This window comes from Chryseobacterium foetidum, assembly GCF_025457425.1.
Lineage (GTDB): Bacteria > Bacteroidota > Bacteroidia > Flavobacteriales > Weeksellaceae > Chryseobacterium > Chryseobacterium foetidum.
Window position 1 is genome coordinate 1,891,736 of the sequence record NZ_JAMXIA010000001.1, and the last position, 24,562, is coordinate 1,916,297.

Sequence of the window (24,562 nt, forward strand, 5' to 3'; positions counted from 1 at the left end):
TATCAAAATTATGTGCGGAATCTGCGGTTATTATTCATTTAAAAAAGAAATTTCTACGAAGAATATTCTGGAAATGAATAAAGCAATTCAGCATCGTGGTCCTGATGATGAAGGATTCTGGCTTTTAAATCAAAACGAAGGAAAATCTTTTTCAGGATTGGATTCTACAGAAAAAATCAAGTCAACTTTTCCGATTCTTAAAGATGAAAAATCTCAGCTGGCATTGGGTTTCCGGAGACTTTCAATCGTTGATCTTTCGGAAAACGGGCATCAGCCTATGACTTCAACGGATGAAAATTTAGTCATCACATTTAACGGAGAGATTTATAATTTTAAAGAACTACGCACTGAACTTGAACATTTTAATTATCACTTTAAAAGCAGTTCCGACACAGAAGTCATTCTGAAAGCCTACGAAAACTGGGGAAATTCAATGTTTGAAAAGCTGGACGGAATGTTTGCGATCTGCATTGTAGATTTAAATCAAAAAAAAATCATTTTCGGTCGTGACAGAATGGGTTTGAAGCCATTATTTTATATCAAAAATCAGGATGGATTGTTTTGGGCTTCAGAAATAAAATCTTTATTAAAAAACGAATTTGTACAACCCGAAATCAACTGGAACGGCGTTTACACCAACTTTCTATTCCAGACCACTTTGGCTCCGGCAACCTGTTTTAAAGATATTTTTTCTCTGGAATCCGGCAGTTTAATGATTTTAGATTTAGAAAACCACTCCATTAAAAAAGAAAAATTCTGGACTTTAAATTCAAAAATAAACTCTGAAATTTCTGAGGAGGAAGCGGTCAAAAAAATCGACGAATTGCTTGCTAAAAGTGTTTCCGAACAGCTTTACGCCGACGTTCTAGTCACAAGTATGATGAGTGGCGGAATTGATTCTACTTTAATCACTTCCAAAGCAAAGCCTTTTAAAAATGACGTAAACGCATTTACTATTCAATACAAATTTGCTGAAGATGAAGTGAAAAATGCATCTTTGGTCGCTGAAAATCTTGAAATTAAACATCATATAAAAACCGTGAGCGATGATGAAGTATTAGCAGATTTGAAGGAAAATATTCAGCATTTTGAAGAACCTTATTCAAGTCTGGAAGTTTTGATGAATGCTGCGGAATACGCAAAAAAACTGGGTTTCAAAGTGGTTTTAAGCGGAAATGGTGCAGATGAACTTTTTGGCGGTTACAGTCATGCTTTAAAACTTAAAAAGTGGCTTTTGCTGAAGAACTTTAATTTCGTAAGAAACTTTATCGTGACAAAAGACCCGTTTTCTGAAAGAGTCAAAAACTATTTCTCACAAGATTCGGTGTTTGATTTTTTCCGTCAGAGTCAGGTCGGCATGAAACCTTTAGAGGCTGAAAATATTTTTAAATCTGATATTTTTAAAACAATCAATACAGATTTGACAAGATTTCATTTAACTGAAACCAAAAACTATGCAGGTTATTTTGAATATGATATGAAATATTCACTTTCGTCGCATCACGTTTTCAGAGATGATCTCAGCGCAATGAAATATGGTGTGGAATTCCGGTATCCATATCTGAGCAATGAGTTAATTGATTTCGTCTCAACCTTGCCGGAGAAATTCAGATTTAATGGTATTCAAAACAAACCTTTGCTGAGAAAAGTATCTGAAAATTATCTTCCCAAAGAAGTTTTGACCATGCCAAAACGTGGATTTTCTTTTCCATTGAATCATTTCATTAAAAACGAAGAGAAAGTTCAGAATTTTATTATTGAAAATCTCGAAAGCCTGAAAAAACGGAATTTCTTTACATCTGAAACTATCGATACGTGGTGGAAAAACCAAAACAACTTTTACGATTGCGTGAAAATCTGGCAGCTCGTGACATTTGAGCTTTGGTATCAGAAATATTTTGAAAATCTCTAACGGCTCTACAAATTAATATTTTAACTTTGTAAAATGAAGAAATATCTTTGGGGAATAGCGCTGTCGCTACTGGCACTTCTGAGCTGTAGAAGTGATGAAGAAAGCCTGCAAAACATCGATCAGATCATGACTTTTTACATGAAAAATGCGGCAGGACAAGATCTTCTGAATCCTACAGCAGTCGGCTCATACTCGAATATCAAAATGAACGACGTCTTTGGCGAAAATGACAATTCGCCAGTCAATTTTTCCGGCCCTACGATGCAGGCAGACTCAACTTATTCCATTGAATATACTGCAGGAGCTACACGAAGACTGCTGTCACCTGATGCCGGCGCCGAAAACCGGGTTTATTACTCAAGAATTGCTCTTAATCTAAGCCGGAAGGTGAATGACACTCTGTTTCAGACGGTTTTAGACACGATGGAAATTCAGTACCGGTGGTCGCCTGCACTTTTTGAGGTGTCGAAGGTTTTGTACAATAAAAATGAAGTTTTCAACAAAACTCCAACCTCAGGGAATACATTTACCATTACAAAATAATTTAATTTTCATAAATTGCAGGATGTAAGATATTGGATGGTGGAAGTTTAAAAAAATTCCGTCACCAAAAATTGATTTTACAACCATCTTCAAACACCCAACAACTCATTTATGTTACAGGTTCAATTTTTGCGCGACAATAAGGAACGCGTTTTAGAAGGTCTTAAAAAAAGAAATTTTAAGAATCCTGAGTTAGTAGATCAGGCAATTGCTACTGACGAAGAAAGAAAAAAAGTTCAGTTCGAATTGGATTCTCAACTTGCCGAAATGAATAAAATCGCCAAAGAAATTGGGATTTTAATGAAAGAAGGCAAAAAAGAAGAGGCAGAATCATCGAAATCTAAAACTGCACAATATAAAGAGTCGAGCAAAGAACTGGAGACAAAACTGGGCAGTTTAGAAGTAGATTTGACCAACATTTTATACCAAATTCCGAATATTCCGAATGAGCAGGTAAAAGCTGGCTCATCTGCGGATGACAACGAAATTATCTATCAGTCTCACGACGTAGAAGGTTTGGGCGAAGGTGCAATTCCGCATTGGGAACTCGCAAAAAAATACAACCTGATCGATTTTGAATTGGGTGTGAAAATCGCCGGTGCAGGCTTCCCGGTTTATCTTGGAAAAGGTGCGAGATTACAGAGAGCTTTGGTTCAGTATTTTTTAGATAAAAATGTTGAAAAAGGTTACATGGAAGTAAACCCTCCTCACGTTGTAAACGAAGCTTCAGGTTTCGGAACAGGGCAATTGCCTGATAAAGAAGGACAAATGTATGAAATTGCGAATAACACAACTGTAGAAAAACTATTTTTGATTCCTACAGCTGAAGTTCCGGTGACGAATCTTTACCGTGATGTTTTGTTTCAGGAGAAGGATCTTCCGGTTAAAAATACAGCATTCTCCCAATGTTACAGAAGAGAAGCAGGAAGTTACGGTGCTCATGTAAGAGGTCTGAACCGTCTTCATCAGTTTGAAAAAGTGGAAATTGTAAGAATCGAAAAGCCGGAAAATTCTTATGCTGTTTTGGAAGAAATGGTAGAACACATCAAAGAAATTTTGGTTGACCTTGAACTTCCGTACAGAGTTTTAAGACTTTGTGGCGGTGATACAGGCTTTGCTTCTGCGATGACTTACGATTTTGAAGTGTGGAGTGCTGCTCAGGAAAAATGGCTTGAGGTAAGCTCAGTTTCGAATTTTGAAACATTTCAGGCTAACAGATTGAAGTGCCGTTATAAAGCGGACGGAAAGTCTCAGTTGGTGCATACTTTAAATGGATCTGCGATGGCTTTGCCAAGAATTATGGCGGCTTTGCTTGAAAATAATCAGACTGAGGAAGGAATTAAACTACCGAAGAAAGTTGCTGAATATGCAAAATTTGATTTGATTAATTAAATGCTTAAATATTTAAACGCAAAGTTTGCAAAGGCGTAAACTTAGCAGAGAACAAAAAGTCAATTCATTTGCTTAAAATACAATAAAGACCACCAATCCGGTGGTTTTTTTATGCATTTTTGTCAATGATAATTTTGTGATGAAGCAATAAACCCGAGAGATTTGAAGGAGAAAATTTCGCTGCTTTCATTTTATTATTGTCGGGATTAAAAGCGAAACTGTAAGCCGTTCTGAAATCTGTCTGTTCAAGATTTGTACGGTCAAAAGTTGCACCGGAAAGATCACAGTTTAGAAAAGCTGCATTTCTGAGATCAGCTTCTGAAAAGTCGGTTTCATGTAAAATACAGTCTTTGAAAACGGTTTTTCTGAGTGACAGTTTATAGAATATAGAATTGCTGAGAATGCAGTTTTCAAATTTGAAGGAAAGTCCAAAATCATTGCAGGAATCAAAGGCAAGCCCAAGCATTTTTGAATTTTTGAAAATGACATCTCGGAAAGCAGTGGAATTTAATTTGACCATACTTAGATTACAGTCTACAAATTCACAGTCATTAAATTTAAAACCTGAAAAATCGGCGTATTCAAAATTACAGTTTTGAAAAATGCAGTTTTCGTATTCAGCTGATTGTAAAGGAGATTCAGTGCAATTTACCTGATTGTAATTTTGATATGAAATATAATTTGAATTCATGGAAATTGGTTGTGATTTGAATATAAAAATGTCCCACAGATTACACAAATATGCACAGATGCTTGCTAAATTTTGATTGAACAAATGATTGTTGAAGCTAAATTAGTTCATCAAACTTCGGAGGCATTGTCTATGATAAACTTCCAGCTCCCAGCTCCCATCTTCCAGCTTCCTTCTCCTACACCAAGCTATTCTTATCGGCGTAATTTAATTTAAAGAAAATAAAAGTCATAATCGAGAATGCTAAAAGCGAACTTCCACCGTAACTGAAGTACGGCAAAGGAATACCCACCGTCGGAAACAAGCCCATAACCATCCCTAAATTGATAGAAAAGTGCATTAAGAGAATCGAAGCAAAGCAATACCCGAAAACCCTATTAAAGCTAGATTTTTGCTTCTCTGCGAGGTAATAAATCCGTCCGATGAAAACCATGTAACATAATACTAAAACAGCACTGCCTACAAATCCCCATTCTTCGCCCACGGTACAGAAAATATAATCTGTTTCCTGCTCAGGAACAAATTTTCCCTGCGTAACAGATCCTTCACGGTAGCCTTTGCCAAACATTCCGCCAGAGCCGATAGCTGTTTTTGAATAAAGCAAATTATAGCCTGAAGTATCTCTGAAAGCCTTTTCACCTTTGTAAAGAACTTCAATTCTTTCTCTTTGGTGTTTCGGAAGCTTTTCAAGCACGTAAGGTGTCCCGAATGCCAATCCACAGAGCAAAATCAGTGATCCCGTAATTCCTGCAACAGAAATCACATCCCATGACATTCTGTGGTAATTTAAAAATATGGCGACTGCGTAAATCAGCACGATTGCAATGACAACGTAGAGCGGATTTATTGCGAGAGAAATTAAAAATACTCCGGCAAACAAACCTCCGATACCAAACAGTAAACCACTCAATCCTTCACGATACAATGCAATGAAAAATGCAAGAAAAACCAACAATGAACCAACATCAGGAATCATTAAAACGACCACGGCGGGAATTGCAATAATTGCCAAAGTAGTGAGTAAAGATTTTCTGTTTTTTAAATTAAATTCAGCTCCGGAAACGTAGCTCGCCAACATCAAAGCTGTCCCGATCTTTGAAAATTCCACAGGTTGCATGGTTATACTCCCGAATTTATACCAGTTTTTCTGTCCTAAAATTTCGGTTCCGAAAGGGAAAAGTCCGATCAAAAGCAACACACCGCCGATGTAAAATATCGCTGAAAGATTTTCAAAAAACTTACTTCTGCTGAAGAAAATTACAAGACCTACAAAAATTGAAATTCCGAAGAAAATCAATTGTTTTTCTCCTAATTTCTGATCTACACTGTAAATATTGGCAATCGCAAAAATGCAAAGCAAAAAATACAATCCGAGTCCGAGTTTGTCTATTCCTTCCGTCCACTTCATAGTTTCGGGTTTTTAGAAGTTTTTGCTTTTTCTTTTTCCTGAAGTTTGGCTTTTTGTTTTTTAACCAATTCAAGACTGTCCTGTATTTTTTTCAGTTTGATAGAATCCGGTTTTGGCTCTTTATAGAGACCTTTCCTTTTTAAATCAGCAATCCATTGGCGTTTGTATTCAGGCATAAAGCTTGAAGTGATCATTTTTTTGTAGAGATGCTCACGCTTCAAATCTCCGGTAATGTATTTTTCAGCAATTACAGTACAGGCGGGGCCTGCCCACGTTGCACCAAAACCGGCGTGTTCCATTACTGCAACCACAACAATTTTGGGCTTATCTGCAGGAGCAATCAAAACAAAAATAGAGTTATCTTTCCCTTGTGGAACCTGCGCCGTCCCTGTCTTGGCTAACTGTGTAAACTCACTTGATTTCAAACCTCTGGCAGTTCCGGCAAGCACTACGGCTTCCATACCTTTTAAAACCGGTTCAAAATGTTTGGCATCAACCAAAGTCTGATGTTTCTTTTTAAAGCGTGGGTCGGGATTGGGTTTTCCGTCAATAGATTTCACGATGTGAGGCGTAATGTACCAACCCCGGTTAGCGATTGCCGCAACATAATTGGCAAGCTGAATTGGTGTAACCAAAACATCGCCCTGCCCCATCCCGTTGTAGATGGCACCTGTAGACATTTCGTCCCAGTTTTTGAAGTCAGTTCGGTTTGATCCGTTGGCTTTGATAATTGCTTTAAATCTTCTTTCATAAAAATCGCCTGAAGGAATTCTTCCTTTTGCACCAACGGCAAAATCGTTATTTAAAAATTCTCCAACGCCGAAGCTGCTCATAATTTTTTTCCATTCATCAACACCTTTTGACGGATTTCCGGGATATTTTTTGATGATGGCAATAAATGCATACGTAAAGAAACAGTTACTCGAAACCTGAATCGAAGGAATCAGCGGATCTGCACCCCCATGACCTTTAATTCTTTTTCCTTTATAGAAAAATCCGCCTCCGCAAGGGAAAATCGTTTTTTCGTCCATCACTCCCATCTGCATTGCTGCAAGAGCTGTCAATAATTTAAATGTGGAACCAGGGGGATAACCTGCCTGCAAAGACCTGTCGAAGGTGGGTTTATTTTCGTAAATGGTATCTTTTGAAAGTCTGTAAAGATTTCTTGATTTGTTTGGTCCTGTAAAAAGGTTAGGGTCTATGTCCGGACCTGTCGCTGCAACCAGAACTTCACCGTTGTTGGGGTCGATGGCAACTACGGCTCCATGCTTGTCTACCAACATTTCTTCCGCCATTCTCTGAAGATCGTAATCGATAGTCAACGTAATATCTTTTCCGGTAACTACTTCTTTATCTAAAGTTCCGTTTTTGTAGGGGCCGACATTTCTGAGTTTAATATCTTTTTGGATGTATTTTATACCCTTGATTCCGCGAAGTTCTTTCTCGTAAGCCTTTTCAACACCACTTTTACCAATGAAATCTCCTGGAAGATAATAGGTAGAATCTTTTTTGATTTCACTGTCATTCACTTCATTCGTATACCCCAAAAGATTTCCGGAAGTGGAAACTTCATATTGCCTCTGAGGCCTTGAAACAATGTTAAATGCAGGATATTTAAATATAATTTCCTGAACCCTTGCAATGTCTTCCCTGCTTAAATCCTTAAAGAAAGTCATTGGTGTGAGTTTGGAAAAATATTTTTCTTTTTTGATGTTATTGACTCTTTTAATGAAATCCTGCTTTGAGATTTTCATTAAATTACAGAAAGCGATGGTGTCAAAGTCCGGTTTCATCAGAGCCTGAGTAAAAGAAATCTCGTAAGCCGGCTGGTTTCCCACCAGAATCTTTCCGTTTCGGTCGAAAATTACGCCTCTTTGGGGAATAATGTATTCTGTTTTTATGGAAGTATTAGCAGCATTCAGTGCATATCTGTCTGTAAACAACTGTAAATACGAGAGTCTTGCTATAAAAATTAAAGCAATGACAACAAGAATGGAAAAGATTTTTAAATAGCGTGTATTCAAACTTTTTGTTTGATTTTAAAGATTAATGCGTAAACGATTATAAATATAAACGAAATTATACTTGTTACCAACACATTAAGCAGAATTTCAAAAATCCTTGTGAATTTAAAAAACTCGATGTACTGCACAAACAGCTGATGTAGAAAGATACTTGAGAATAAAAAAAGTAAAAACTGACTCCACTGTAAAGACTGAAATGAGAAAAAATCTGTGGAGGTATCTGTGGATGTTCTGAAAATTAAAGTACGGAAATACGCGATAAGCGTTGTCGCAAATGCATTATTACCTCCGGAATGCAGAAAAATATCAATCGCAAGACCAATGAGAAAACTTAATCCAAGGAACTGAAATTTATTTCTGAAAAAAGGATAAAACATGACAAACACAGGATAAACAACAGGTGTGTAAATCCCGAAAGGCGTAATTCTGTTGAGCACAAAAATCTGTAATGCCACCAGAAATGCCATGATCAATAAATCAGTAAATATCGTTCTGCTAATCATGTTCTTTATTGATTACGGCCTGCATGGTATCCTGAATTCTCTGCACTTCTGCTTTTTTCAGGTTTTTAACCACATAAATTTTACTTAAAGCACCCATTTTTTCGCTAAGCTCCACCGAAATATCCCAAAAACCGGTTTGGTTATCTACAGAATATCCTGCCACTTTTCCAACCATTATTCCCTGAGGGAAAATAGCTGATTTACCATCAGTTACAATGGTATCTCCAACTCGTATCGATACATATTTTGGAATATCAGAAAGATGCATTGTTCGGGAATTATCACCTTTCCACGTCAGCGTTCCAAAATAGCCCGATTTTTTCAGGGCAGCATTGATTCTGATTTTGTTGACACTTAAAACCGACTGTACTAAAGCATAAGATTCTGTGGAATTGATGACGATGCCGGCAATTCCTTTAGGTGCCATAACGCCCATTTGCGGAAATACCCCGTCTCTTTTACCACGGTTGATGGTGAAGTAATTATTTCTTCTGTTGATGCTGTTGAAAACAATATCTCCGTCTACAAAAGTGTAGATTTGACCGCCACCCAAAGTATCGTGTACCTTTCTGAACATCGGATTTTTGTTGTAGCCTTTACCATATAGCTGCGTCATCAGCATTTTATTCTGAGCCACAAGATCTTCATTGGTCTGCTTAAGTTTCAGATAAGAAACCCCTTCGTCAATATAGCCGGAAACCCACGCATTAAAGGCTGCACTTTGACCTGCGAGCCACGATTTCTGCATTGCGTTTTTAGAAAATATCAGAACAAGAGCAATGATCTGCAGAAAAATAAAGAAGATAAACAAAGAGTTCTTCGAAAAAATTCTCAGCAAAAATCCCATTCAGATAAAAGGTCGTAAAAGGTTAAAATTATTTAATTAAGAAATTGAATTTATCCATATTCTTAAGTGCGATACCCGTACCTCTTACAACAGCTCTCAAAGGATCTTCTGCTACAAAAACCGGAAGACCTGTTTTCTTGTGAAGTCTGTCTGCCAAACCTCTCAGCAAAGCACCACCACCGGCAAGATAAATACCTGTTTTGTAGATATCAGCCGCCAGTTCCGGAGGAGTAAGCGATAAAGTTTCCATTACAGAATCTTCAATTCTGATGATTGATTTATCCAAAGCGCGGGCAATTTCTTTGTAGCCCACCATAATTTCTTTTGGTTTACCTGTAATAAGGTCTCTTCCCTGCACCGGAATATCATCGATATCCACATCCAAATCTTCAACCGCAGAACCCACTTCAATTTTAACTCTTTCAGCAGTTCTTTCTCCGATATATAAATTATGATGCGTTCTTAAAAAATATGCGATATCATTTGTAAATACGTCTCCTGCAATTTTCACAGATTTATCGCAGACAATACCTCCCAAAGCAACGACAGCAATTTCTGTTGTACCACCACCGATGTCGATAATCATGTTACCTTCCGGTTTCTGAACATCAATACCAACTCCTATTGCAGCTGCCATTGGTTCATAAATCAAACGTACTTCTTTTGCATTAACCTTTTGGGCAGAATCTCTTACCGCTCTTTTTTCAACCTCCGTAATTCCTGAAGGGATACAGATTACAATTCTTAAAGCAGGCTGAATAAATTTCCCTTTAATACCAGGAATTTTCTTAATAAACTCCTTAATCATGTGCTCCGAAGCATGAAAATCTGCAATTACACCGTCTTTCAAAGGACGGATGGTCTTGATATCTTCGTGCGTCTTACCCTGCATATGTTTTGCCTGCTCCCCCACTGCAATTGGCTTTCCTGTGGAACGCTCAATGGCAACAATAGAAGGTTGGTCAATAACAATTTTATTATTATGTATGATAAGAGTATTTGCGGTTCCCAAGTCTATCGCAATCTCTTGCGTAAACATATCGAATAAGCCCATAAGTTTCTGCTGATTTAAGTTTACAAAGATATAAATTTAACATTAGTCATAAAGTCTCATTTTAAATAATTTGGTTAAAATTTTATTAAATTTTTAAGCTTCTCTTAACAGTCTGCCCAATTCCATTCAATACAATTTTCTTTGTTTATCATCATTATAAATAGCTTTAGACGATATTTATCATTTATCAAATCACAAAAAGCTTTGATAAAAAAACTTTAAATTTGCACCTGTTTATGATACAGTATTCTAAAGTACATCAGACATCCAATTTTGCCGTGCTGTCAATCAGTTATGAGAAAGCGGATGTCGAGACCAGAGGAAAATTTGCTTTTTTTGATGAAAACATCAAAAGTTTCGTTACCAAAGTTCACGAGCAGGATCTTGGTGACGCATTCGTTGTGTCTACCTGCAACCGCACAGAAATTTATACGACGACCAACAATTACCTTCTCATAGCCGAAGAGTACTGCAAAACCATTGATGTACAGCTTACCGATTTTTTACATTTTGCCAATATTTTAACTAAGGAAGAAGCTCTGAAGCATCTTTTCAGAGTGGCAGCAGGCTTGGAAAGTCAGATTATTGGTGACTTTGAAATTATCGGACAAATCAAAAAAGCGTATGCCCGTTTTAAGAAAGAAAGAAAAAATTCAAATCCTTTTTTAGAAAGATCAATAAATTCTGCGATTCAGATCTCAAAAAGGATAAAAAATGAAACGGCAATTTCCAACGGAGCAGCTTCAGTTTCTTACGCTGCCGTACATTACATTTTAAACAATCAAAAAAGAATTACCGAAAAAAATATTCTTCTTCTCGGCGTTGGAGAAATTGGTCAAAACACAGTTGAAAATTTAGTAAAACACGTTTATCAGCCCAAAATAAAAATCGCTAACCGAACTCAGGAAAAAGCAGCAAAGATTTCTGAAAAATACAATATTCCAAATATTGACTACGCTGATTTTGATAAAGAACTGGAAAACACAGATATTCTGATCGTTGCCACCGGTGCAAAAATTCCGATTATCAACAAATCTCATTTGACTAACGGAAAAGAAACACTGATTATCGACCTTTCGATTCCACATAATGTTGATAAAAACGTTTCTGAACTTGAAAATGTAACATTGATCGATGTTGACGAACTTTCAAAACAGATTCAGGAAACCATTCAGCAGAGGGAAAAGGAAATCCCGAAAGCGGAAGTCATCATTAAAGAAATGACCAAAGATTTTCTTGAATGGGAAAAAAAGAGAAAACTGGCACCGAACATTCATCATTTCAAAGCCGTTCTGAAAAATATGGAACGCAATGAAATGCACAACTTTTACAGAAAAAACAAATACATCGACATCAATGATATGGAACTTTCTGAAAAAATGATTCAGAAAATTACCAACCGTTTTGCAAAATACATCATCGATAATCCTCTGAAAGCGGAAGAAATCAGCAAACTGATGCACGAAATTTTAGTTGAACAACCCAACAATGAATTCAATGAAAAACATTAGAATAGGAACAAGAAAATCTGCGCTCGCCCTGTGGCAGGCAGAGGAAGTGGCAGAAAAACTGCAGGAATTAAATTACACAACCGAAATTGTTCCGATTGTTTCTTCAGGCGACAAAAATCTTACCCAACCGCTTTATTCATTGGGAATTACGGGTGTTTTCACGAGAGATTTAGATATTGCTTTACTGAATGACGAAATTGACATTGCTGTACATTCATTGAAAGATGTTCCCACAAAACTTCCAGAAAACATAGAAATCGTGGCCTGTCTGGCGAGAGATTTCCCACAGGATGTTTTAATCAGAAGAAAATCTGCTGTTAATAAAGAATTGCACGAACTTAAATTAGCCACAAGCAGTTTAAGAAGACGAGCTTTTTGGTTAAAACAATATCCGGAAACGGAATTTTTCGACATCAGAGGAAACATTCAGACCCGGCTTCAGAAACTGGAGGAACAGGATTTTGATGCGACAATTTTATCACTTGCCGGAATCAAAAGAATGAAAATGGATATCGATTACGAATTCCTTCCAATGATGATTCCTGCTGCGTCTCAGGGTGTTGTGGCTGTTGCCGGACATTCGGAGAAGAAAGAGATCAACGAAATTTTAGCTCAAATCAATCACAGAGAAACCCAAATCTGCGTGGAAATTGAAAGAAATTTCCTGACTACTCTTGAAGGTGGCTGTACCGCTCCAATTGGTGCTTTTGCAGAAAGATTTGAAGATAAAATCAGATTAAAAGCGGCACTCTGCTCGCTCGATGGTAGAAATTATATCGCCACCGACGAAAGTTTTGAATTTAATGAGGAAGAAAATTTCGGAGCTAAGTTTGCGAATATCGTTTTGGAAAACGGCGGAAAAGAGCTGATGGCGGAGATTAAAAATCAGATCTAAAAATTCAAGATTTAAAATTTAAGATTCAAAGTTGCTATTGAAACGTTAAAGTTTTTTAAAGGAAATTTCTAACAAAATAGATTTGGAAGACTGCTTAATTTCGATTTGATTTAAATCTTAACATTTCTTTATATTTCAGATTCTTTATTGTTTGGATTTAATTTTTGAACTTTACAGAAAGTCTATCTTCAAATTTCTAAATAATGAAAAAATATTTTTCCATACTCATTCTTCTGTTTTTTGTTTTTGCAGCCAACGCGCAGAATCAGTTTGCCCAAAAACTGTCTGACGCTGCTTTGAGTCTGACAAAAGACCGTGTAGTTTACGATCCTGCCTATTTTTCAATCAAATATCCGAACGGCGATGTTCCCGCTGACAAAGGCGTTTGCACAGATGTGGTCATACGTGCATACAGAAAACTGGGAATTGATCTTCAGAAGGAAGTGCATGAAGATATGAAGAAAAACTTCTCAAAATATCCGAAAAACTGGGGTTTAAAAAGACCGGACACCAACATTGACCACAGAAGAGTTCCCAATCTGAGGGTTTTCTTTGCCAAATTCGGGAAATCAAAATCTATTGAAACCAATCCTGCACTCTACGCTCCCGGAGATATCGTGACGTGGCTTCTTCCCGGAAATTTAACTCACATCGGAATTGTAGTCAACAAAAAATCAGCGGACGGAAAAAGATATTTAATTGTTCACAACATCGGTGGCGGACAGGTCATTGAGGATTGTCTTTTTAAATTTACGATTACGGGACATTACCAATATTCAAAATAATCAGGCATGAAAAAGGTAATTTTCCTTCTTTTTTTATTCATTTTACATTTCAGTTCTGCACAGAATTCAGGTTTAAAAATTATTGAAAAACCTATTAATTATTCTTCAGAAAGAGTCCGTTTGAGTCTGGAATATCTCAAAGACCATCACGGTTTAATCCAGAAAACGCCAACCATTGTTCCTAAAATGATTGTTTTGCATTACACGGCTGGCGGAACGGTGGAAAGTAATTTTAAATATTTTAACAACACACATCTCGAAAGTGCCAGAAATACATTAAAAAAACAAAGCACGCTTAATGTTTCATCACAATTCATCGTTGATCGTGACGGCACGGTTTATCAACTGATGGAACCCAATCAGTTTGCGAGACACACGATTGGTTTAAATTACTGTGCAATAGGAGTTGAAAATATAGGAAGTAAAACTCAGTCACTCACCGAAAAACAAATCGAAGCCAACGCACAATTAGTCAGACACTTAACTCAAAAATATAAAATTGAATACCTCATCGGCCATTCGGAATACGGAGTTTTCAGGAATTCAAAACTGTGGAAAGAATCTGACCCGAAATATTTTACAGGAAAGGAAGATCCCGGAAAAGATTTTATGAACAAAGTACGACAGAAAGTTTCTGATTTAAAATTAAAAGAGAAACCTTAAAACTAATCTTTCATCTAAAATAAACTTTAGGTTTTTAGCAGTATTTTTGTCATTCTGAAAGAATCTCAATGCGCTAATATAAAACCGTTTAGATCCCTACGGAATGACAAAATGACTATTGTTATTGAGAATTATAACAAAACGAACATTCAAATCTAATTAAAAAACTTCGTTATTTCAATTTAATAGTAGGACTTTGCGATTTTAAAACAGATAGTAGTCCAAAACATTTTCTTTTATAAAATGAACATTTTATTTACCAAAAATTTAAAAAAAGAATATATCTCCGAGAAATTGGGAAGTGATATTTCGTTTGAAACAATTGAGGTCATCAAAATAAAATCCCTTCCAGTAAAAAGTTTTGATTTAAAAGACAATTCATTGATTTTCACAAGCGCAAACGGTGTAAAATCCTTTTTCGAAAACGGTTTTAAGCCTGATGAAGATTTTACGTCAAAAAACTACAACAAAATCTACTGCGTTGGCGAAAAAACCAAGAGAGAACTTCGGAAAAACGGTTTCGGAACCTTTAAAGTTTTAAAAAATGCCGAAACGCTTTTAAAGTTTATTATTGAAAAATGTTCGCAACAAAAATTCATTCATTTCTGTGGAAATTTGGCGCTTGACGTTTTGGATAAAAAACTTCCGCTGCAAAATATTCAGTATAAAAAAGTAGTGGTTTATGAGACTGAAGAGCTCAATCCGACAATTACTGAGAAATATCACGCCATAGTTTTTTTTAGCCCAAGCGGAGTTCGTAGTTTTGCGAAAAATAATCCTCTGGAAAACACACTCCTTTTTTCGATTGGCGAAACCACTTCCAAAGAATTAAAAAAATTTACTGATAATAAAATTTTTACCAGTAGAAAAAACAATTTAGAAGATTTATTAAAAATGCTGTCTGCAAACCTGAGCTTTTAAAGCCATGAGCCAGAAGCCAAAAGCTAAGTTATGATAAAAAACGACCTATATTTAAAAGCACTTCGTGGCGAAACTGTAGAAAGACCGCCGGTTTGGATGATGAGACAGGCAGGAAGATATTTGCCGGAATTCATTGCCCTTCGTGACAAATACGACTTCTTCACAAGATGCCAGACTCCGGAACTGGCCTCTGAAATCACTGTTCAGCCCATCAGAAGATTTCCGTTGGATGCTGCGATTTTGTTTTCAGACATTCTGGTAGTTCCTCAAGCGATGGGAATTGATTTCAAAATGAAAGAATCAGTTGGTCCGTGGTTGGAGGAGCCCATCAGAACTGCAGAACAGGTGGATAACATCGTTGTTCCTGATGTGAACGACACTTTAGGATACGTTTTCGACGCGATAGAAATGACTTTGGAAAAGCTGGATAACGAAATTCCTTTGATTGGATTCGCAGGTTCTCCTTGGACAATTTTGTGTTACTGCATCGAAGGAAGAGGTTCGAAAGATTTTAATATTGCTAAATCTTTCTGTTTCCTGCAAACCGAAGCGGCGCATAAATTATTACAAAAAATCACAGATACAACGATTGCTTATCTGAAAAGAAAAGTTGAAAAAGGTGTTTCTGCAGTTCAGGTTTTCGATTCTTGGGGCGGAATGCTGTCTCCGGCAGATTATCAGGAGTTTTCATATCAGTACATCAACCAGATTGTTGAAGCTTTGGCACCGTTGACTCATGTTGTGGTTTTCGGAAAAGGCTGCTGGTTTGCTTTGGAAGATATGACGAAATCAAAAGCCTCTGCACTGGGCGTTGACTGGACGATCACTCCGGAATTAGCAAGAAAATTCACCAATAATTCTGTGACTTTACAGGGGAATTTTGACCCATCGAGATTGCATTCAACTCCTGAAACAATCAGAAAAATGGTTCATGAGATGATTAACCGTTTTGGAAAGGATCAATATATTGTCAATTTAGGACACGGGATTTTACCGAATATTCCTGTGGAGAATGCTGAAGCGTTTATCAGAGCCGTTGTGGATTGGAAGCCAAATAATTAATGAACTCCAATATTGATCTATCTGAATTGAAGCACATTCTTGATTTTGAATATTTTGAAACCTATTCTTTACAACGTGGTTCGGATTTTGAAAAAATCATAATTGAAAAAGGAGAAGTGTGTGATCTGCTATCAGAAAAATATAAATCTGAAGATTTGAGTGTTGAAGAAAATCAAAAACTTATTGATCTGAATTTACAATTGCATAATGTTCAATTTTTAGTTGATGAAGATCAAAAACTTCATTACTCCGCTGAAAAACTGAAGAGATTTTATTCGAACGATTATGAAGCAACAGAGTTAACAAAGATACTTAAAACTAAAACGGAAAACGTTCCAGCTTGGATGTGTGCTCCAGTTTATCGTGATGCTATCGTATTTTATGATAGAAATGATACGATTATTGAGGTTTTAAACATTTGTTTTTCCTGTGAATTTATTCAAAATTCAAATAAACATTTCATAGATGCTGATATAAGTGTTTATCAAAGTCTAAAAAATCTTTTTATACGGTTTGGACATAAAATTGAATCCGATTAATAAAACAAAAATCCCTTTCAAAATAATTTGAAAGGGATTTTCTATGAAAAAAACTTAGCTCTTAATTTAATTCTGTAATAAAATCTTCTTTGGATTTTCTCACTTTAGTCAGGTTCACCAACCAGTCATTTTCAGAATCTCTGTAACCGATTGGTAGAAGAAGAACGCTTTTCAGACCTTTCTCTTTTAGATTTAAAATTTTATCCACAGCTTCAGGCGAAAAACCTTCCATCGGTGTAGAATCCACGCCTTCAAAAGCTGCAGCAATAATCGCCGCACTGAAAGGAATGTAAGCCTGTTTCGCCGCATGATTAAAGTTTTCTTCAGCAGTTCTCGGTGGATACATTGCTAAAAGCTGCTGTCTGTAATTTTCCCAGCCCTCGTTTTTAAAACCTCTGATTTCATTGGTCAGATCAAACATTTTGTTGATTCTCTCTTCGGTGTAATTATCCCAAGCTGCAAAAACCAAAAGGTGCGAACAATCCGTAATCTGCGGTTGATTCCAGGCGTGAGGTTTTATCTGTTCCTTAATTTCCTGATTGCTGATGACAATAATTTCTACAGGCTGCAAACCGCTTGATGTGGGAGCCAGCCTTGCCGCTTCTAATATTTTATCTAATTTTTCCTGAGACACTTTCTGTCCGTTCATTGCTTTTGTAGCAAATCTCCAGTTTAGTTTTTCTAATAATTCCATGTGTTGAATAAATTTTACGGAACAAAATTAGAAGAAAATTCAATAAAAAAGCCCATCAACAGGCTATTTGTGCTATTGCTAAAATCTATAATGTAACAAAAAAGGTTACAATTGGTTAAAAGGGAAAATATTTAGCCACAAAAAAATCTCTTCCATAATAAAAGAGATTTAATTTAAATTTTAAAAATATTATTTTGTTTTTGCTGAAACAATATAGTCGTAAACCCATTGGTGTTGCTCGTCTGTCAACCTTGCTTTAGGAGCCATGGAATTCATAATTCCTACCCACTCCACAGAAGTAAAATCATCTGGTTTTGGCAGACCGTGACATTTTTTGCAAGAATTTTCGAAAATTGTTTTCCCTTGAGCCAGTTGTTCAGAAGTACTTGTAGCTGCTGCAGGAGCTGTAGTTGTTGCAACAACCGCTTTTGGTGTGCACGACGCGAAAAGCAATGCTGCTAAAAGAGAAGTTCCTATGAGTTTTTTCATTTTATAAAAGTTTGATAAACAAAATTAGTGTTTCAGATTTTATTTTGTGTTCTCAAAACTTAATTTAGAAGCATTAAAATTAAGACTTTCATTAAACGCTTTTTCCTTTAAATTTTTATATTTTTGAATCGATGAAAATCTCTACACAGGAACTTTTCGAGGGAGTACGTTCAGGCAACAAACGCCTGATTGGCAAAGCTATTACTTTGGTTGAAAGCAAAAAAGCCGAACACAGAAAGCAGGCTGAAGATTTGCTGAAACAGATTATGCCATTTACTGGAAAATCCATTCGTGTAGGAATTACAGGCGTTCCGGGAGCAGGAAAATCAACTTTTATAGAAAATTTTGGACTTCTGGCAATTTCAAAAGGTAAAAAAGTGGCTGTTTTGGCAATCGATCCAAGCTCTGCCATCAACAAAGGAAGTATTTTGGGCGACAAAACCAGAATGGAGGAACTGACTAAAGAAGAAAACGCTTTCATCAGACCTTCCCCGAGTTCTGGATTTTTGGGAGGCGTTGCCAATGCTACGTTTGAAACAATGCTTATCTGTGAAGCTGCGGGTTACGACTATATTTTAATTGAAACCGTTGGTGTAGGGCAATCTGAAACTTTAGTAGCCGACATTACGGATGTTTTTTTATTTTTAAAAATTATTGGTGGCGGAGACGAGCTTCAGGGAATCAAAAGAGGGATTATGGAGATGACTGATGTGATTTTCATTAATAAAGTAGATGACGACAACCTTCAGAAAGCTAAAAACACAAGACTTGAACTGAAACGTGCTTTGGATTTTATTCCACCGAAGGAGAAGGACTGGAAAGTTCAGATTTTATTAGGTTCAGCTTTACATAATAAAGGTCTGGAAGATGTTTTTGATAAAATTGATGATTTCATTTCATTAAAAAAGAAATCCGGAAGATTTGAGCTGATAAGAAAACAGCAGTCAGAAAAACGCTTTGAGTACTGGGTTCAGGAATATATTTTAGCTTCGCTGAAAAAAAATAATCTGTTTGAAGAAGCTTATTTTGAGCACAAAAAAAATGCTTCAGAACAGGTTTCAAATCCAAGTTCTGAAGCAAAATTATTTGTTGACAAATTCCTTAATAATGAAGATTAAAGTTTATCTTTTTTAGTCTGAATTTCTGTTTTAGAAATATATCCGTCGTAAGAAATCGGCTGTCTGTCGTTGCTTTTGATTGAAACCAAAGCTTTTCCGTTCTTAAAAATTTCAATGAAAATATCAGATACATTCGTAACGTCTTTCGGCTGGATTTTATAAATCCATTTTCCTTTTTTCTTCTGAGATTTTTCTATGGTAAAGTCTTTTGAAGTAAATCTATAACTATTACCATCGGGATTATTATAGCTTGGGTTAAAAGATCTTCCGAAATATGGCAAAACGACTTCGAGCTCGTTCTTATTTATACTGAAACCATATCCGTCACCCTGTAACTGAAACATTCGTACGGCAGGCGCATTCGGCATTGAGTTGGCGATGTTGATGACATCATAATTGGTTGGGTTGGCTCTTTCTGCATGAAAGCTGAATTCATCAGAATTAACCAGAGCATTTGTTTCTGCCGGTGACATTTCCTGCGCTGAAATATTCTGGAAATTCAGGATAAACCCGAACATAAGAATAAATACAATATATTTTTTCATAATTTAATTAAATAAGATTAGCATTATACATAACAAATTTTGTGCTAATATAATATTTTGTTTTCCGTTTGGAACAAAAATTGTAAGACAGCCAATATTAACACGCGAAACAATGAAAACTAAATTCTTTTTAGGGTTAGGCGCAGCTTTACTAACTGCTGCAGCATGTACAACCAACCCAATTACCGGCAGATCTTCACTTCAGATTGCAAATAATTCTGAGATCCTTACCATGGCATCTCAGGAATACAAAACTACACTTACTGGATCAAAAGTGGTAAAAGGAACGGCAGACGCCAACCGGGTGGTAAATGTAGGGAATAAAATAAAGAATGCAGCAGAAAAATATTATGCAAACATCGGCAGGCAGGCTGATCTGGCCAATTATGCATGGGAGTTTAATTTAATTCAGGACAAACAGATTAACGCATGGTGTATGCCTGGCGGAAAAGTTGCAGTTTATACCGGAATTTTGCCAATTACTAAAGACGAGACAGGTTTAGCTGTTGTGATGGGACACGAAGTTTCTCACGCTCTTGCAGGTCACGGAAACGAGAGAATTTCTCAGTCTATGGTTGCGCAATATGGCGGACAGATCTTGGGTGGTTCAATATCCAATGCACAATGGGCAAAAGTATTTCAGGCGGCTTACCCTATCGGATCGCAGGTAGCTTTATTAAAATATGGGCGAAATCAGGAATCTGAAGCAGATCAGATGGGATTATATTTAATGTCGATGGCCGGATACGATCCAAGACAGTCAATCCCTTTCTGGCAGAGAATGGAATCGGCTTCTACAGGAGCAAGACAACCGGAATTCCTTTCTACACACCCGAATCCTGAGACCAGAATTTCAGGTTTAAACAAAAATCTACCTCAGGCTTTAGAATATTATAAAGCAGCTGGAGGAAGACTTTAAATATAAAATATTGCCTGATTCCATTATAAATCAGGCTTTTTTTTAATCTTATTTAAATTTAAAACTATGAAAAATCTATCGATAACGGGAATCGTACTTTTAGCAATAGCAATTTTGCTTTTCTACCTTACAACTGATGGTTTCACAACAGAGGAAATTGGTCTTCCTCACGTAATGGGAATCATGGGTGGCGTAGGAATTGGTTTAATCATCGGAGGAATCGTTGGTTATTCAAGCAAAGGTTCTGCAATTAAAGAAGAACAACGACGAAAAGAATATAAACAGCTTCAGCAGGAAAAAGCTGAAATGGAACTTAAAGCCCAGCAAATTGCCCAAAGGGAAGCAGAGCTCAACAGAGAACAAAACAGAAATCCTCAAATTTAATTTGAGGATTTTTTGTATTAAGACAGAATCTGATTTAGAATTTGTATCCGACACCGACCATGAAAAGATTAGCTCTGTTGTCATAACGGATGGTTTCTGTATTTCCCGCACCTCCTACTCTTCTCACAAAGTCTCTTTGATCTTTCGTTAAAGCACCCTCATATTTTGCATTCAATACAAGACTCTTCAATTCTACCTGTGCACCAAACTGATAACCTACTGTAAATTGGTTTTTAGAATTTTCTACAAAATCATTGTACGTGTCTTCCTTAGCGAGATTGTAGCTCATTACAGGGCCAATAAATACTCCAAGTGTGTTACCTAAAACTTTATGTCCAACCAAAAGCGGAACATCCAATCTGTTGTTTTTCACATCAAAAGTGGTGTTCGAAACAGGATCTGTGAATTCGTTTTTAAATGTTGTGTAGTACACCTCAGGCATTGCAAAAAATCCTAAGGGTAAATCAACTTTTACAGAAAGACCAACGTTGAAACCAACGTTATTACTTCCTTTGTTTTCAAACGCAGCGGTGGCAGAATTTGAAATGTTTTTCCAGGATGGCGAACCTGTCGGAAAGATTAAATTGGCCTTTCCGGCTAATGAAATCTGTGCAGTTGCTCCCATTGAAATTCCTATTAAAGCGATGCTAAGAACTTTTTTCATTTTCGTCAATATTAGTGATTGTATTTTCAATCGTTTTATTATTTTCAAGTAAATATTCCCTCAATTCTTTGAATAATTCTGATGAATAAACGAAATCAATCAGATTTTTATTGCCCGCAGTGATGAGGATATCTTTGTCGCCTTCCCATTCTTTAATACCCAATCTCAGATAAACGATTTTTTGGCCTATCGTCATTACCGAGTTCATATCGTGGGTGTTGATAATGGTTGTGGTGTCGTACTCCTGCGTAATTTCCACCAAAAGATCGTCAATAACATTTGATGTGTAGGGATCTAATCCTGAATTCGGCTCATCACAGAACAGATATTTCGGATGGTTTACAATCGCCCTGGCAATCGCCACACGTTTCTGCATTCCTCCTGAGATTTCAGACGGAAACTTTCTGTTGGCTTTATCCAAATGCACTCTTCCGATTACCTCAAAAACCCTTCTTTTTTTCTCTCTGAAAGTAAGATTGGTAAACATATCCAGCGGAAACATAATATTTTCTTCCACTGTCATCGAATCAAAAAGTGCACTGCCCTGAAATAATGTTCCAATTTCTGAACGGAGTTGCTGCTTTTCTTCACGGTTCATAATGTTGATATCTCTTCCATCAAACAGAATTTCCCCTGATGATGGCTGGAAAACATTCAGTAAACTTTTCAGAAAAACGGTTTTTCCCGAACCGCTCTGCCCGATAATCAGGTTAGTTTTACCTTTTTCGAAGGTGGTTGAAATTCCTTTTAGCACTTCAACATCACCAAAACTCTTTTTAAGATTTTTTACCTCAATCATCAGCTTAATATTAATTGTGTTAAAAGCAATTCGGAAATAATGATGAAAACCATCGTCCAAACTACCGCCTGTGTACTTGCTCTACCCACTTCCAGTGAGCCACCTTTCACATTGTACCCGAAATAGGAAGGAACTGAAGCAATCACAAAAGCAAAAACAATAGTTTTGGCAAAAGCATAGTAGATGAAAAGATTAGGCATATACATCTGGATCCCGCTTATATAATCCGCGGTTGTCCAGCTACCAGTGATCATTCCGGCAATATAACCTCCTAAAATACCGAAAACAATACTTATCGCTATTAAAATAGGATTGAAAATCAGACAGGCAAGTATCTTAGGTAGGATCAAAAAATTGGGTGAATTAACTCCCATAATATCTAAAGCATCAATCTGTTCTGAAACACGCATGGTTCCTATTGTTGACGCAATGTAAGACCCCACTTTTCCGGCTAAAATCAAACTGATAATCGTAGGTGCAAACTCAAGTACCAAAACAGCTTTGGTAGCGTACCCAACAAACGCAGGAGGAATTGGGAATGAAGATGCATCAAAATTATTAAACATCTGGATGGCAACTACCGCTCCCACAAATATGGATGTGAAGATAACCAACCCGAACGAATTAACACCCAAATCATTAATTTCCCGCATAAACAGCTTCCAGAAAACCCTCATTTTCTGGGGCTTCTGTAGAGATTTACCGATCAGGATCATGTATTCTCCTATGGCTGTAAAAAACTTTTTTAACATTCTGCTAAATTATACTATTTTTATTTAAATAAATTGAACATGAAATGAAGATTAAATCTCAAATATTAACCTTTCAAATGGGTTTTCAACCCGCTTTTTTATCTCCTGTAAAAATGAGAAAAACGGTTTTCAGGATAATTACAAGATCCAGTACAAAACTCCAGTTTCTCACATAAAAAGCATCCGCCAAAACTCTTTTATTCATTTCAACTTCTACATTTCCATCGTCACCACGAAGACCGTTGACCTGAGCAAGACCTGTAATTCCAGGATTGACCATGCTCCGAAGACTGTATCTTCCAATTTTCTGCCTGTAATGGTTGTCAACCGCAAGCATGTGTGGCCTTGGCCCTACTACAGACATCTCGCCTTTCAAAACATTGATAAATTGAGGCAACTCATCAAGGCTTGATTTTCTCAGAAACTTTCCAATTTTTGTAATTCTTTTGTCATTCTTTTCAGTCGTTTTGGTGGATGAATCTTCATTTACCACCATCGTTCTGAATTTCAGGCAACAAAAAACCCCTTCATGAAAACCATATCTCTTTTGGATAAAAAAAACCGGACCATTTGAGGAAATTTTAATTAAAATGGCTATTAGAGGAAACATCCACGAACAGATGAATAGCAAAACAAAGACCGAAAAAACAATATCGAAAATCCGTTTGAGAATAAAATTTGAAAAATAGTCTAAAGGATATTTTGTCTGCTTTAAAACAGGCTGTGTTTTGATGTATTCGAGGTCGTAGAGAAAAAACTCATTCTGAGAAATTGAAGGTACCATTGTAACATTCACCTTATTTTCTTCGGCGAGTTTAAAAACAGCCTCTTCTGTCTTCTTATCTATTGAGTTTTGAGTGGGAATAAAGACTGTATGAATTCCGTTTTTTTTCCAAAATGAAGTAATTTCATGAGGAACTAAAGATGGTTTAAAATCAAAAATCCTGTATCCAAAATCTTTTCTTTCTTTCAAAAAGTTTTTCAAGACCTCAGTTGATGCATTTTCTTCTAAAAACATGATGTTTCTGTTGTTTACACCACGAGACCTTAAATATTTAATCCCAAAATAAATTATTGATTTTGAAATCATTACGAAGACAAACAAATACAGTGAAAGCCATGCCAACTCACTGCTAAAGAACTGATTGTCACTCACTTTCCGGATCAGAACCAAACCTATGACAAATAGAATAAATTGTGCAATAATTCGCTCTGTAAATAAGGTATAAGTTAAATTTCGGGGAATATTGTAAATTTTTGTTCGTCCGCTTAAAAGTAGCCAAAACGAAATAAGCAGCAACAGCGGAAAAGAATTTTCATACCAAAGGTGTGCATTGTGAATCAGCTCTGAATTCCGGCTTACATAAAAAAAAATGAACACCGAAGCCAGAACCAAAAGGTCTAGCAAAACAATGATCATTTTTAAATATCTGGAGTACCGTATTCTC

The 24,562-nt window shown here is 36.5% G+C and carries 26 protein-coding genes; 13 read left to right on the forward strand and 13 right to left on the reverse strand.

Going from position 1 to position 24,562, the window contains the following annotated elements:
- Window positions 1–10 precede the first annotated feature (10 nt).
- The 3 genes from asnB (at window position 11) to serS (ending at window position 3,847) form a co-directional block, all read left to right on the forward strand.
- Window positions 11–1,912: an asparagine synthase (glutamine-hydrolyzing) gene (gene asnB, locus NG809_RS08855; protein ID WP_262149873.1), complete on the forward strand. Its 1,902-nt coding sequence runs from the start codon at window positions 11–13 to the stop codon at window positions 1,910–1,912.
- Window positions 1,913–1,945: 33 nt separating this feature from the next.
- Window positions 1,946–2,455, forward strand: a complete 510-nt coding sequence (locus NG809_RS08860) for a hypothetical protein (protein ID WP_262149875.1) — start codon at window positions 1,946–1,948, stop codon at window positions 2,453–2,455.
- 111 nt (window positions 2,456–2,566) lie between these two features.
- Complete coding sequence (gene serS, locus NG809_RS08865) at window positions 2,567–3,847, forward strand: serine--tRNA ligase (protein ID WP_262149876.1); 1,281 nt, start codon at window positions 2,567–2,569, stop codon at window positions 3,845–3,847.
- A 109-nt stretch (window positions 3,848–3,956) separates the two neighbouring features.
- On the opposite strand, the gene NG809_RS08870 is transcribed toward serS, so the two are convergent.
- From NG809_RS08870 to NG809_RS08895, 6 genes are all read right to left on the reverse strand, one after another.
- Window positions 3,957–4,538 (reverse strand): pentapeptide repeat-containing protein, encoded by a 582-nt coding sequence (locus NG809_RS08870; RefSeq protein ID WP_262149877.1) that lies wholly within the window; start codon window positions 4,536–4,538, stop codon window positions 3,957–3,959.
- A 178-nt stretch (window positions 4,539–4,716) separates the two neighbouring features.
- Entirely contained in the window at window positions 4,717–5,946 is a 1,230-nt protein-coding gene (gene rodA / locus NG809_RS08875) for a rod shape-determining protein RodA (protein ID WP_262149878.1), read from the reverse strand.
- Window positions 5,943–7,970, reverse strand: a complete 2,028-nt coding sequence (locus NG809_RS08880; protein ID WP_262149880.1) for a peptidoglycan D,D-transpeptidase FtsI family protein — start codon at window positions 7,968–7,970, stop codon at window positions 5,943–5,945. Before NG809_RS08880 ends, rodA begins: the two co-directional genes overlap by 4 nt.
- A complete protein-coding gene (locus NG809_RS08885; RefSeq protein ID WP_262149882.1) occupies window positions 7,967–8,473 on the reverse strand; it encodes a rod shape-determining protein MreD in 507 nt (168 codons plus the stop codon). Before NG809_RS08885 ends, NG809_RS08880 begins: the two co-directional genes overlap by 4 nt.
- On the reverse strand, window positions 8,466–9,320 hold the full coding sequence (gene mreC / locus NG809_RS08890) for a rod shape-determining protein MreC (protein ID WP_262149883.1): 855 nt from the start codon (window positions 9,318–9,320) through the stop codon (window positions 8,466–8,468). Before mreC ends, NG809_RS08885 begins: the two co-directional genes overlap by 8 nt.
- A gap of 28 nt (window positions 9,321–9,348) precedes the next feature.
- The gene (locus NG809_RS08895; protein ID WP_262149884.1) at window positions 9,349–10,374 is read right to left on the reverse strand and encodes a rod shape-determining protein; all 1,026 of its coding nucleotides are present in this window, start codon (window positions 10,372–10,374) and stop codon (window positions 9,349–9,351) included.
- 236 nt (window positions 10,375–10,610) lie between these two features.
- Here NG809_RS08895 and hemA point away from each other — a divergent pair, with 236 nt between their 5' ends.
- The 7 genes from hemA (at window position 10,611) to NG809_RS08930 (ending at window position 16,750) form a co-directional block, all read left to right on the forward strand.
- A complete protein-coding gene (gene hemA / locus NG809_RS08900; RefSeq protein WP_262149886.1) occupies window positions 10,611–11,885 on the forward strand; it encodes a glutamyl-tRNA reductase in 1,275 nt (424 codons plus the stop codon).
- Entirely contained in the window at window positions 11,872–12,780 is a 909-nt protein-coding gene (gene hemC / locus NG809_RS08905) for a hydroxymethylbilane synthase (protein WP_262149887.1), read from the forward strand. Before hemA ends, hemC begins: the two co-directional genes overlap by 14 nt.
- A 203-nt stretch (window positions 12,781–12,983) precedes the next feature.
- Entirely contained in the window at window positions 12,984–13,565 is a 582-nt protein-coding gene (locus NG809_RS08910; protein ID WP_262149888.1) for a DUF1287 domain-containing protein, read from the forward strand.
- Between the two features lie 6 nt (window positions 13,566–13,571).
- Window positions 13,572–14,228 carry a peptidoglycan recognition protein family protein gene (locus NG809_RS08915; RefSeq protein ID WP_262149889.1) on the forward strand — a complete coding sequence of 219 codons (657 nt, stop codon included), beginning with the start codon at window positions 13,572–13,574 and terminating at the stop codon, window positions 14,226–14,228.
- 243 nt (window positions 14,229–14,471) lie between these two features.
- On the forward strand, window positions 14,472–15,149 hold the full coding sequence (locus NG809_RS08920) for a uroporphyrinogen-III synthase (protein WP_262149891.1): 678 nt from the start codon (window positions 14,472–14,474) through the stop codon (window positions 15,147–15,149).
- Window positions 15,150–15,179: 30 nt separating this feature from the next.
- Complete coding sequence (gene hemE / locus NG809_RS08925; protein ID WP_262149893.1) at window positions 15,180–16,211, forward strand: uroporphyrinogen decarboxylase; 1,032 nt, start codon at window positions 15,180–15,182, stop codon at window positions 16,209–16,211.
- The gene (locus NG809_RS08930; protein ID WP_262149895.1) at window positions 16,211–16,750 is read left to right on the forward strand and encodes a hypothetical protein; all 540 of its coding nucleotides are present in this window, start codon (window positions 16,211–16,213) and stop codon (window positions 16,748–16,750) included. Before hemE ends, NG809_RS08930 begins: the two co-directional genes overlap by 1 nt.
- 61 nt (window positions 16,751–16,811) lie before the next feature.
- On the opposite strand, the gene NG809_RS08935 is transcribed toward NG809_RS08930, so the two are convergent.
- Both NG809_RS08935 and NG809_RS08940 read right to left on the reverse strand, forming a co-directional pair.
- On the reverse strand, window positions 16,812–17,444 hold the full coding sequence (locus tag NG809_RS08935; protein ID WP_262149896.1) for an NAD(P)H-dependent oxidoreductase: 633 nt from the start codon (window positions 17,442–17,444) through the stop codon (window positions 16,812–16,814).
- A 189-nt stretch (window positions 17,445–17,633) separates the two neighbouring features.
- Window positions 17,634–17,933 (reverse strand): cytochrome C, encoded by a 300-nt coding sequence (locus NG809_RS08940; protein ID WP_262149897.1) that lies wholly within the window; start codon window positions 17,931–17,933, stop codon window positions 17,634–17,636.
- 131 nt (window positions 17,934–18,064) lie between these two features.
- Between NG809_RS08940 and meaB the strand changes: the two genes are divergently transcribed.
- Entirely contained in the window at window positions 18,065–19,051 is a 987-nt protein-coding gene (meaB, locus tag NG809_RS08945; protein ID WP_262149898.1) for a methylmalonyl Co-A mutase-associated GTPase MeaB, read from the forward strand.
- Here meaB and NG809_RS08950 read toward each other — a convergent pair.
- Window positions 19,048–19,596 carry a DUF4251 domain-containing protein gene (locus tag NG809_RS08950; protein ID WP_262149899.1) on the reverse strand — a complete coding sequence of 183 codons (549 nt, stop codon included), beginning with the start codon at window positions 19,594–19,596 and terminating at the stop codon, window positions 19,048–19,050. The genes meaB and NG809_RS08950 overlap by 4 nt on opposite strands.
- A 112-nt stretch (window positions 19,597–19,708) precedes the next feature.
- On the opposite strand from NG809_RS08950, the gene NG809_RS08955 reads away from it, so the two are divergent.
- The gene (locus NG809_RS08955; protein WP_262149901.1) at window positions 19,709–20,515 is read left to right on the forward strand and encodes a M48 family metallopeptidase; all 807 of its coding nucleotides are present in this window, start codon (window positions 19,709–19,711) and stop codon (window positions 20,513–20,515) included.
- A gap of 66 nt (window positions 20,516–20,581) precedes the next feature.
- The gene (locus NG809_RS08960) at window positions 20,582–20,899 is read left to right on the forward strand and encodes a hypothetical protein (protein ID WP_262149902.1); all 318 of its coding nucleotides are present in this window, start codon (window positions 20,582–20,584) and stop codon (window positions 20,897–20,899) included.
- Window positions 20,900–20,933: 34 nt separating this feature from the next.
- Here the strand turns inward: NG809_RS08960 and NG809_RS08965 are convergent, their stop codons facing one another.
- The 4 genes from NG809_RS08965 to NG809_RS08980 form a co-directional block, all read right to left on the reverse strand.
- The gene (locus NG809_RS08965; protein WP_262149904.1) at window positions 20,934–21,563 is read right to left on the reverse strand and encodes a porin family protein; all 630 of its coding nucleotides are present in this window, start codon (window positions 21,561–21,563) and stop codon (window positions 20,934–20,936) included.
- On the reverse strand, window positions 21,547–22,362 hold the full coding sequence (locus NG809_RS08970; RefSeq protein WP_262149906.1) for an ABC transporter ATP-binding protein: 816 nt from the start codon (window positions 22,360–22,362) through the stop codon (window positions 21,547–21,549). Before NG809_RS08970 ends, NG809_RS08965 begins: the two co-directional genes overlap by 17 nt.
- Complete coding sequence (locus tag NG809_RS08975; RefSeq protein ID WP_262149908.1) at window positions 22,362–23,114, reverse strand: MlaE family ABC transporter permease; 753 nt, start codon at window positions 23,112–23,114, stop codon at window positions 22,362–22,364. The genes NG809_RS08970 and NG809_RS08975 overlap by 1 nt, the downstream gene beginning before the upstream one ends.
- A gap of 85 nt (window positions 23,115–23,199) precedes the next feature.
- On the reverse strand, window positions 23,200–24,534 hold the full coding sequence (locus NG809_RS08980) for an exopolysaccharide biosynthesis polyprenyl glycosylphosphotransferase (RefSeq protein WP_262149910.1): 1,335 nt from the start codon (window positions 24,532–24,534) through the stop codon (window positions 23,200–23,202).
- Between the last annotated feature and the right edge of the window lie 28 nt (window positions 24,535–24,562).

Excerpts from the sequence above, each read along its gene's own strand:
- asnB (WP_262149873.1), top strand. The coding sequence starts at position 11 with ATGTGCGGAATCTGCGGTTATTATTCATTTAAAAAAGAAATTTCTACG.
- NG809_RS08860 (WP_262149875.1), top strand. The coding sequence starts at position 1,946 with ATGAAGAAATATCTTTGGGGAATAGCGCTGTCGCTACTGGCACTTCTG.
- serS (WP_262149876.1), top strand. The coding sequence starts at position 2,567 with ATGTTACAGGTTCAATTTTTGCGCGACAATAAGGAACGCGTTTTAGAA.
- NG809_RS08870 (WP_262149877.1), bottom strand. The coding sequence starts at position 4,538 with ATGAATTCAAATTATATTTCATATCAAAATTACAATCAGGTAAATTGC.
- rodA (WP_262149878.1), bottom strand. The coding sequence starts at position 5,946 with ATGAAGTGGACGGAAGGAATAGACAAACTCGGACTCGGATTGTATTTT.
- NG809_RS08885 (WP_262149882.1), bottom strand. The coding sequence starts at position 8,473 with ATGATTAGCAGAACGATATTTACTGATTTATTGATCATGGCATTTCTG.
- mreC (WP_262149883.1), bottom strand. The coding sequence starts at position 9,320 with ATGGGATTTTTGCTGAGAATTTTTTCGAAGAACTCTTTGTTTATCTTC.
- NG809_RS08895 (WP_262149884.1), bottom strand. The coding sequence starts at position 10,374 with ATGGGCTTATTCGATATGTTTACGCAAGAGATTGCGATAGACTTGGGA.
- hemA (WP_262149886.1), top strand. The coding sequence starts at position 10,611 with ATGATACAGTATTCTAAAGTACATCAGACATCCAATTTTGCCGTGCTG.
- hemC (WP_262149887.1), top strand. The coding sequence starts at position 11,872 with ATGAAAAACATTAGAATAGGAACAAGAAAATCTGCGCTCGCCCTGTGG.
- NG809_RS08910 (WP_262149888.1), top strand. The coding sequence starts at position 12,984 with ATGAAAAAATATTTTTCCATACTCATTCTTCTGTTTTTTGTTTTTGCA.
- NG809_RS08915 (WP_262149889.1), top strand. The coding sequence starts at position 13,572 with ATGAAAAAGGTAATTTTCCTTCTTTTTTTATTCATTTTACATTTCAGT.
- NG809_RS08920 (WP_262149891.1), top strand. The coding sequence starts at position 14,472 with ATGAACATTTTATTTACCAAAAATTTAAAAAAAGAATATATCTCCGAG.
- hemE (WP_262149893.1), top strand. The coding sequence starts at position 15,180 with ATGATAAAAAACGACCTATATTTAAAAGCACTTCGTGGCGAAACTGTA.
- NG809_RS08930 (WP_262149895.1), top strand. The coding sequence starts at position 16,211 with ATGAACTCCAATATTGATCTATCTGAATTGAAGCACATTCTTGATTTT.
- NG809_RS08935 (WP_262149896.1), bottom strand. The coding sequence starts at position 17,444 with ATGGAATTATTAGAAAAACTAAACTGGAGATTTGCTACAAAAGCAATG.
- NG809_RS08940 (WP_262149897.1), bottom strand. The coding sequence starts at position 17,933 with ATGAAAAAACTCATAGGAACTTCTCTTTTAGCAGCATTGCTTTTCGCG.
- meaB (WP_262149898.1), top strand. The coding sequence starts at position 18,065 with ATGAAAATCTCTACACAGGAACTTTTCGAGGGAGTACGTTCAGGCAAC.
- NG809_RS08950 (WP_262149899.1), bottom strand. The coding sequence starts at position 19,596 with ATGAAAAAATATATTGTATTTATTCTTATGTTCGGGTTTATCCTGAAT.
- NG809_RS08955 (WP_262149901.1), top strand. The coding sequence starts at position 19,709 with ATGAAAACTAAATTCTTTTTAGGGTTAGGCGCAGCTTTACTAACTGCT.
- NG809_RS08960 (WP_262149902.1), top strand. The coding sequence starts at position 20,582 with ATGAAAAATCTATCGATAACGGGAATCGTACTTTTAGCAATAGCAATT.
- NG809_RS08965 (WP_262149904.1), bottom strand. The coding sequence starts at position 21,563 with ATGAAAAAAGTTCTTAGCATCGCTTTAATAGGAATTTCAATGGGAGCA.
- NG809_RS08970 (WP_262149906.1), bottom strand. The coding sequence starts at position 22,362 with ATGATTGAGGTAAAAAATCTTAAAAAGAGTTTTGGTGATGTTGAAGTG.
- NG809_RS08975 (WP_262149908.1), bottom strand. The coding sequence starts at position 23,114 with ATGTTAAAAAAGTTTTTTACAGCCATAGGAGAATACATGATCCTGATC.
- NG809_RS08980 (WP_262149910.1), bottom strand. The coding sequence starts at position 24,534 with ATGATCATTGTTTTGCTAGACCTTTTGGTTCTGGCTTCGGTGTTCATT.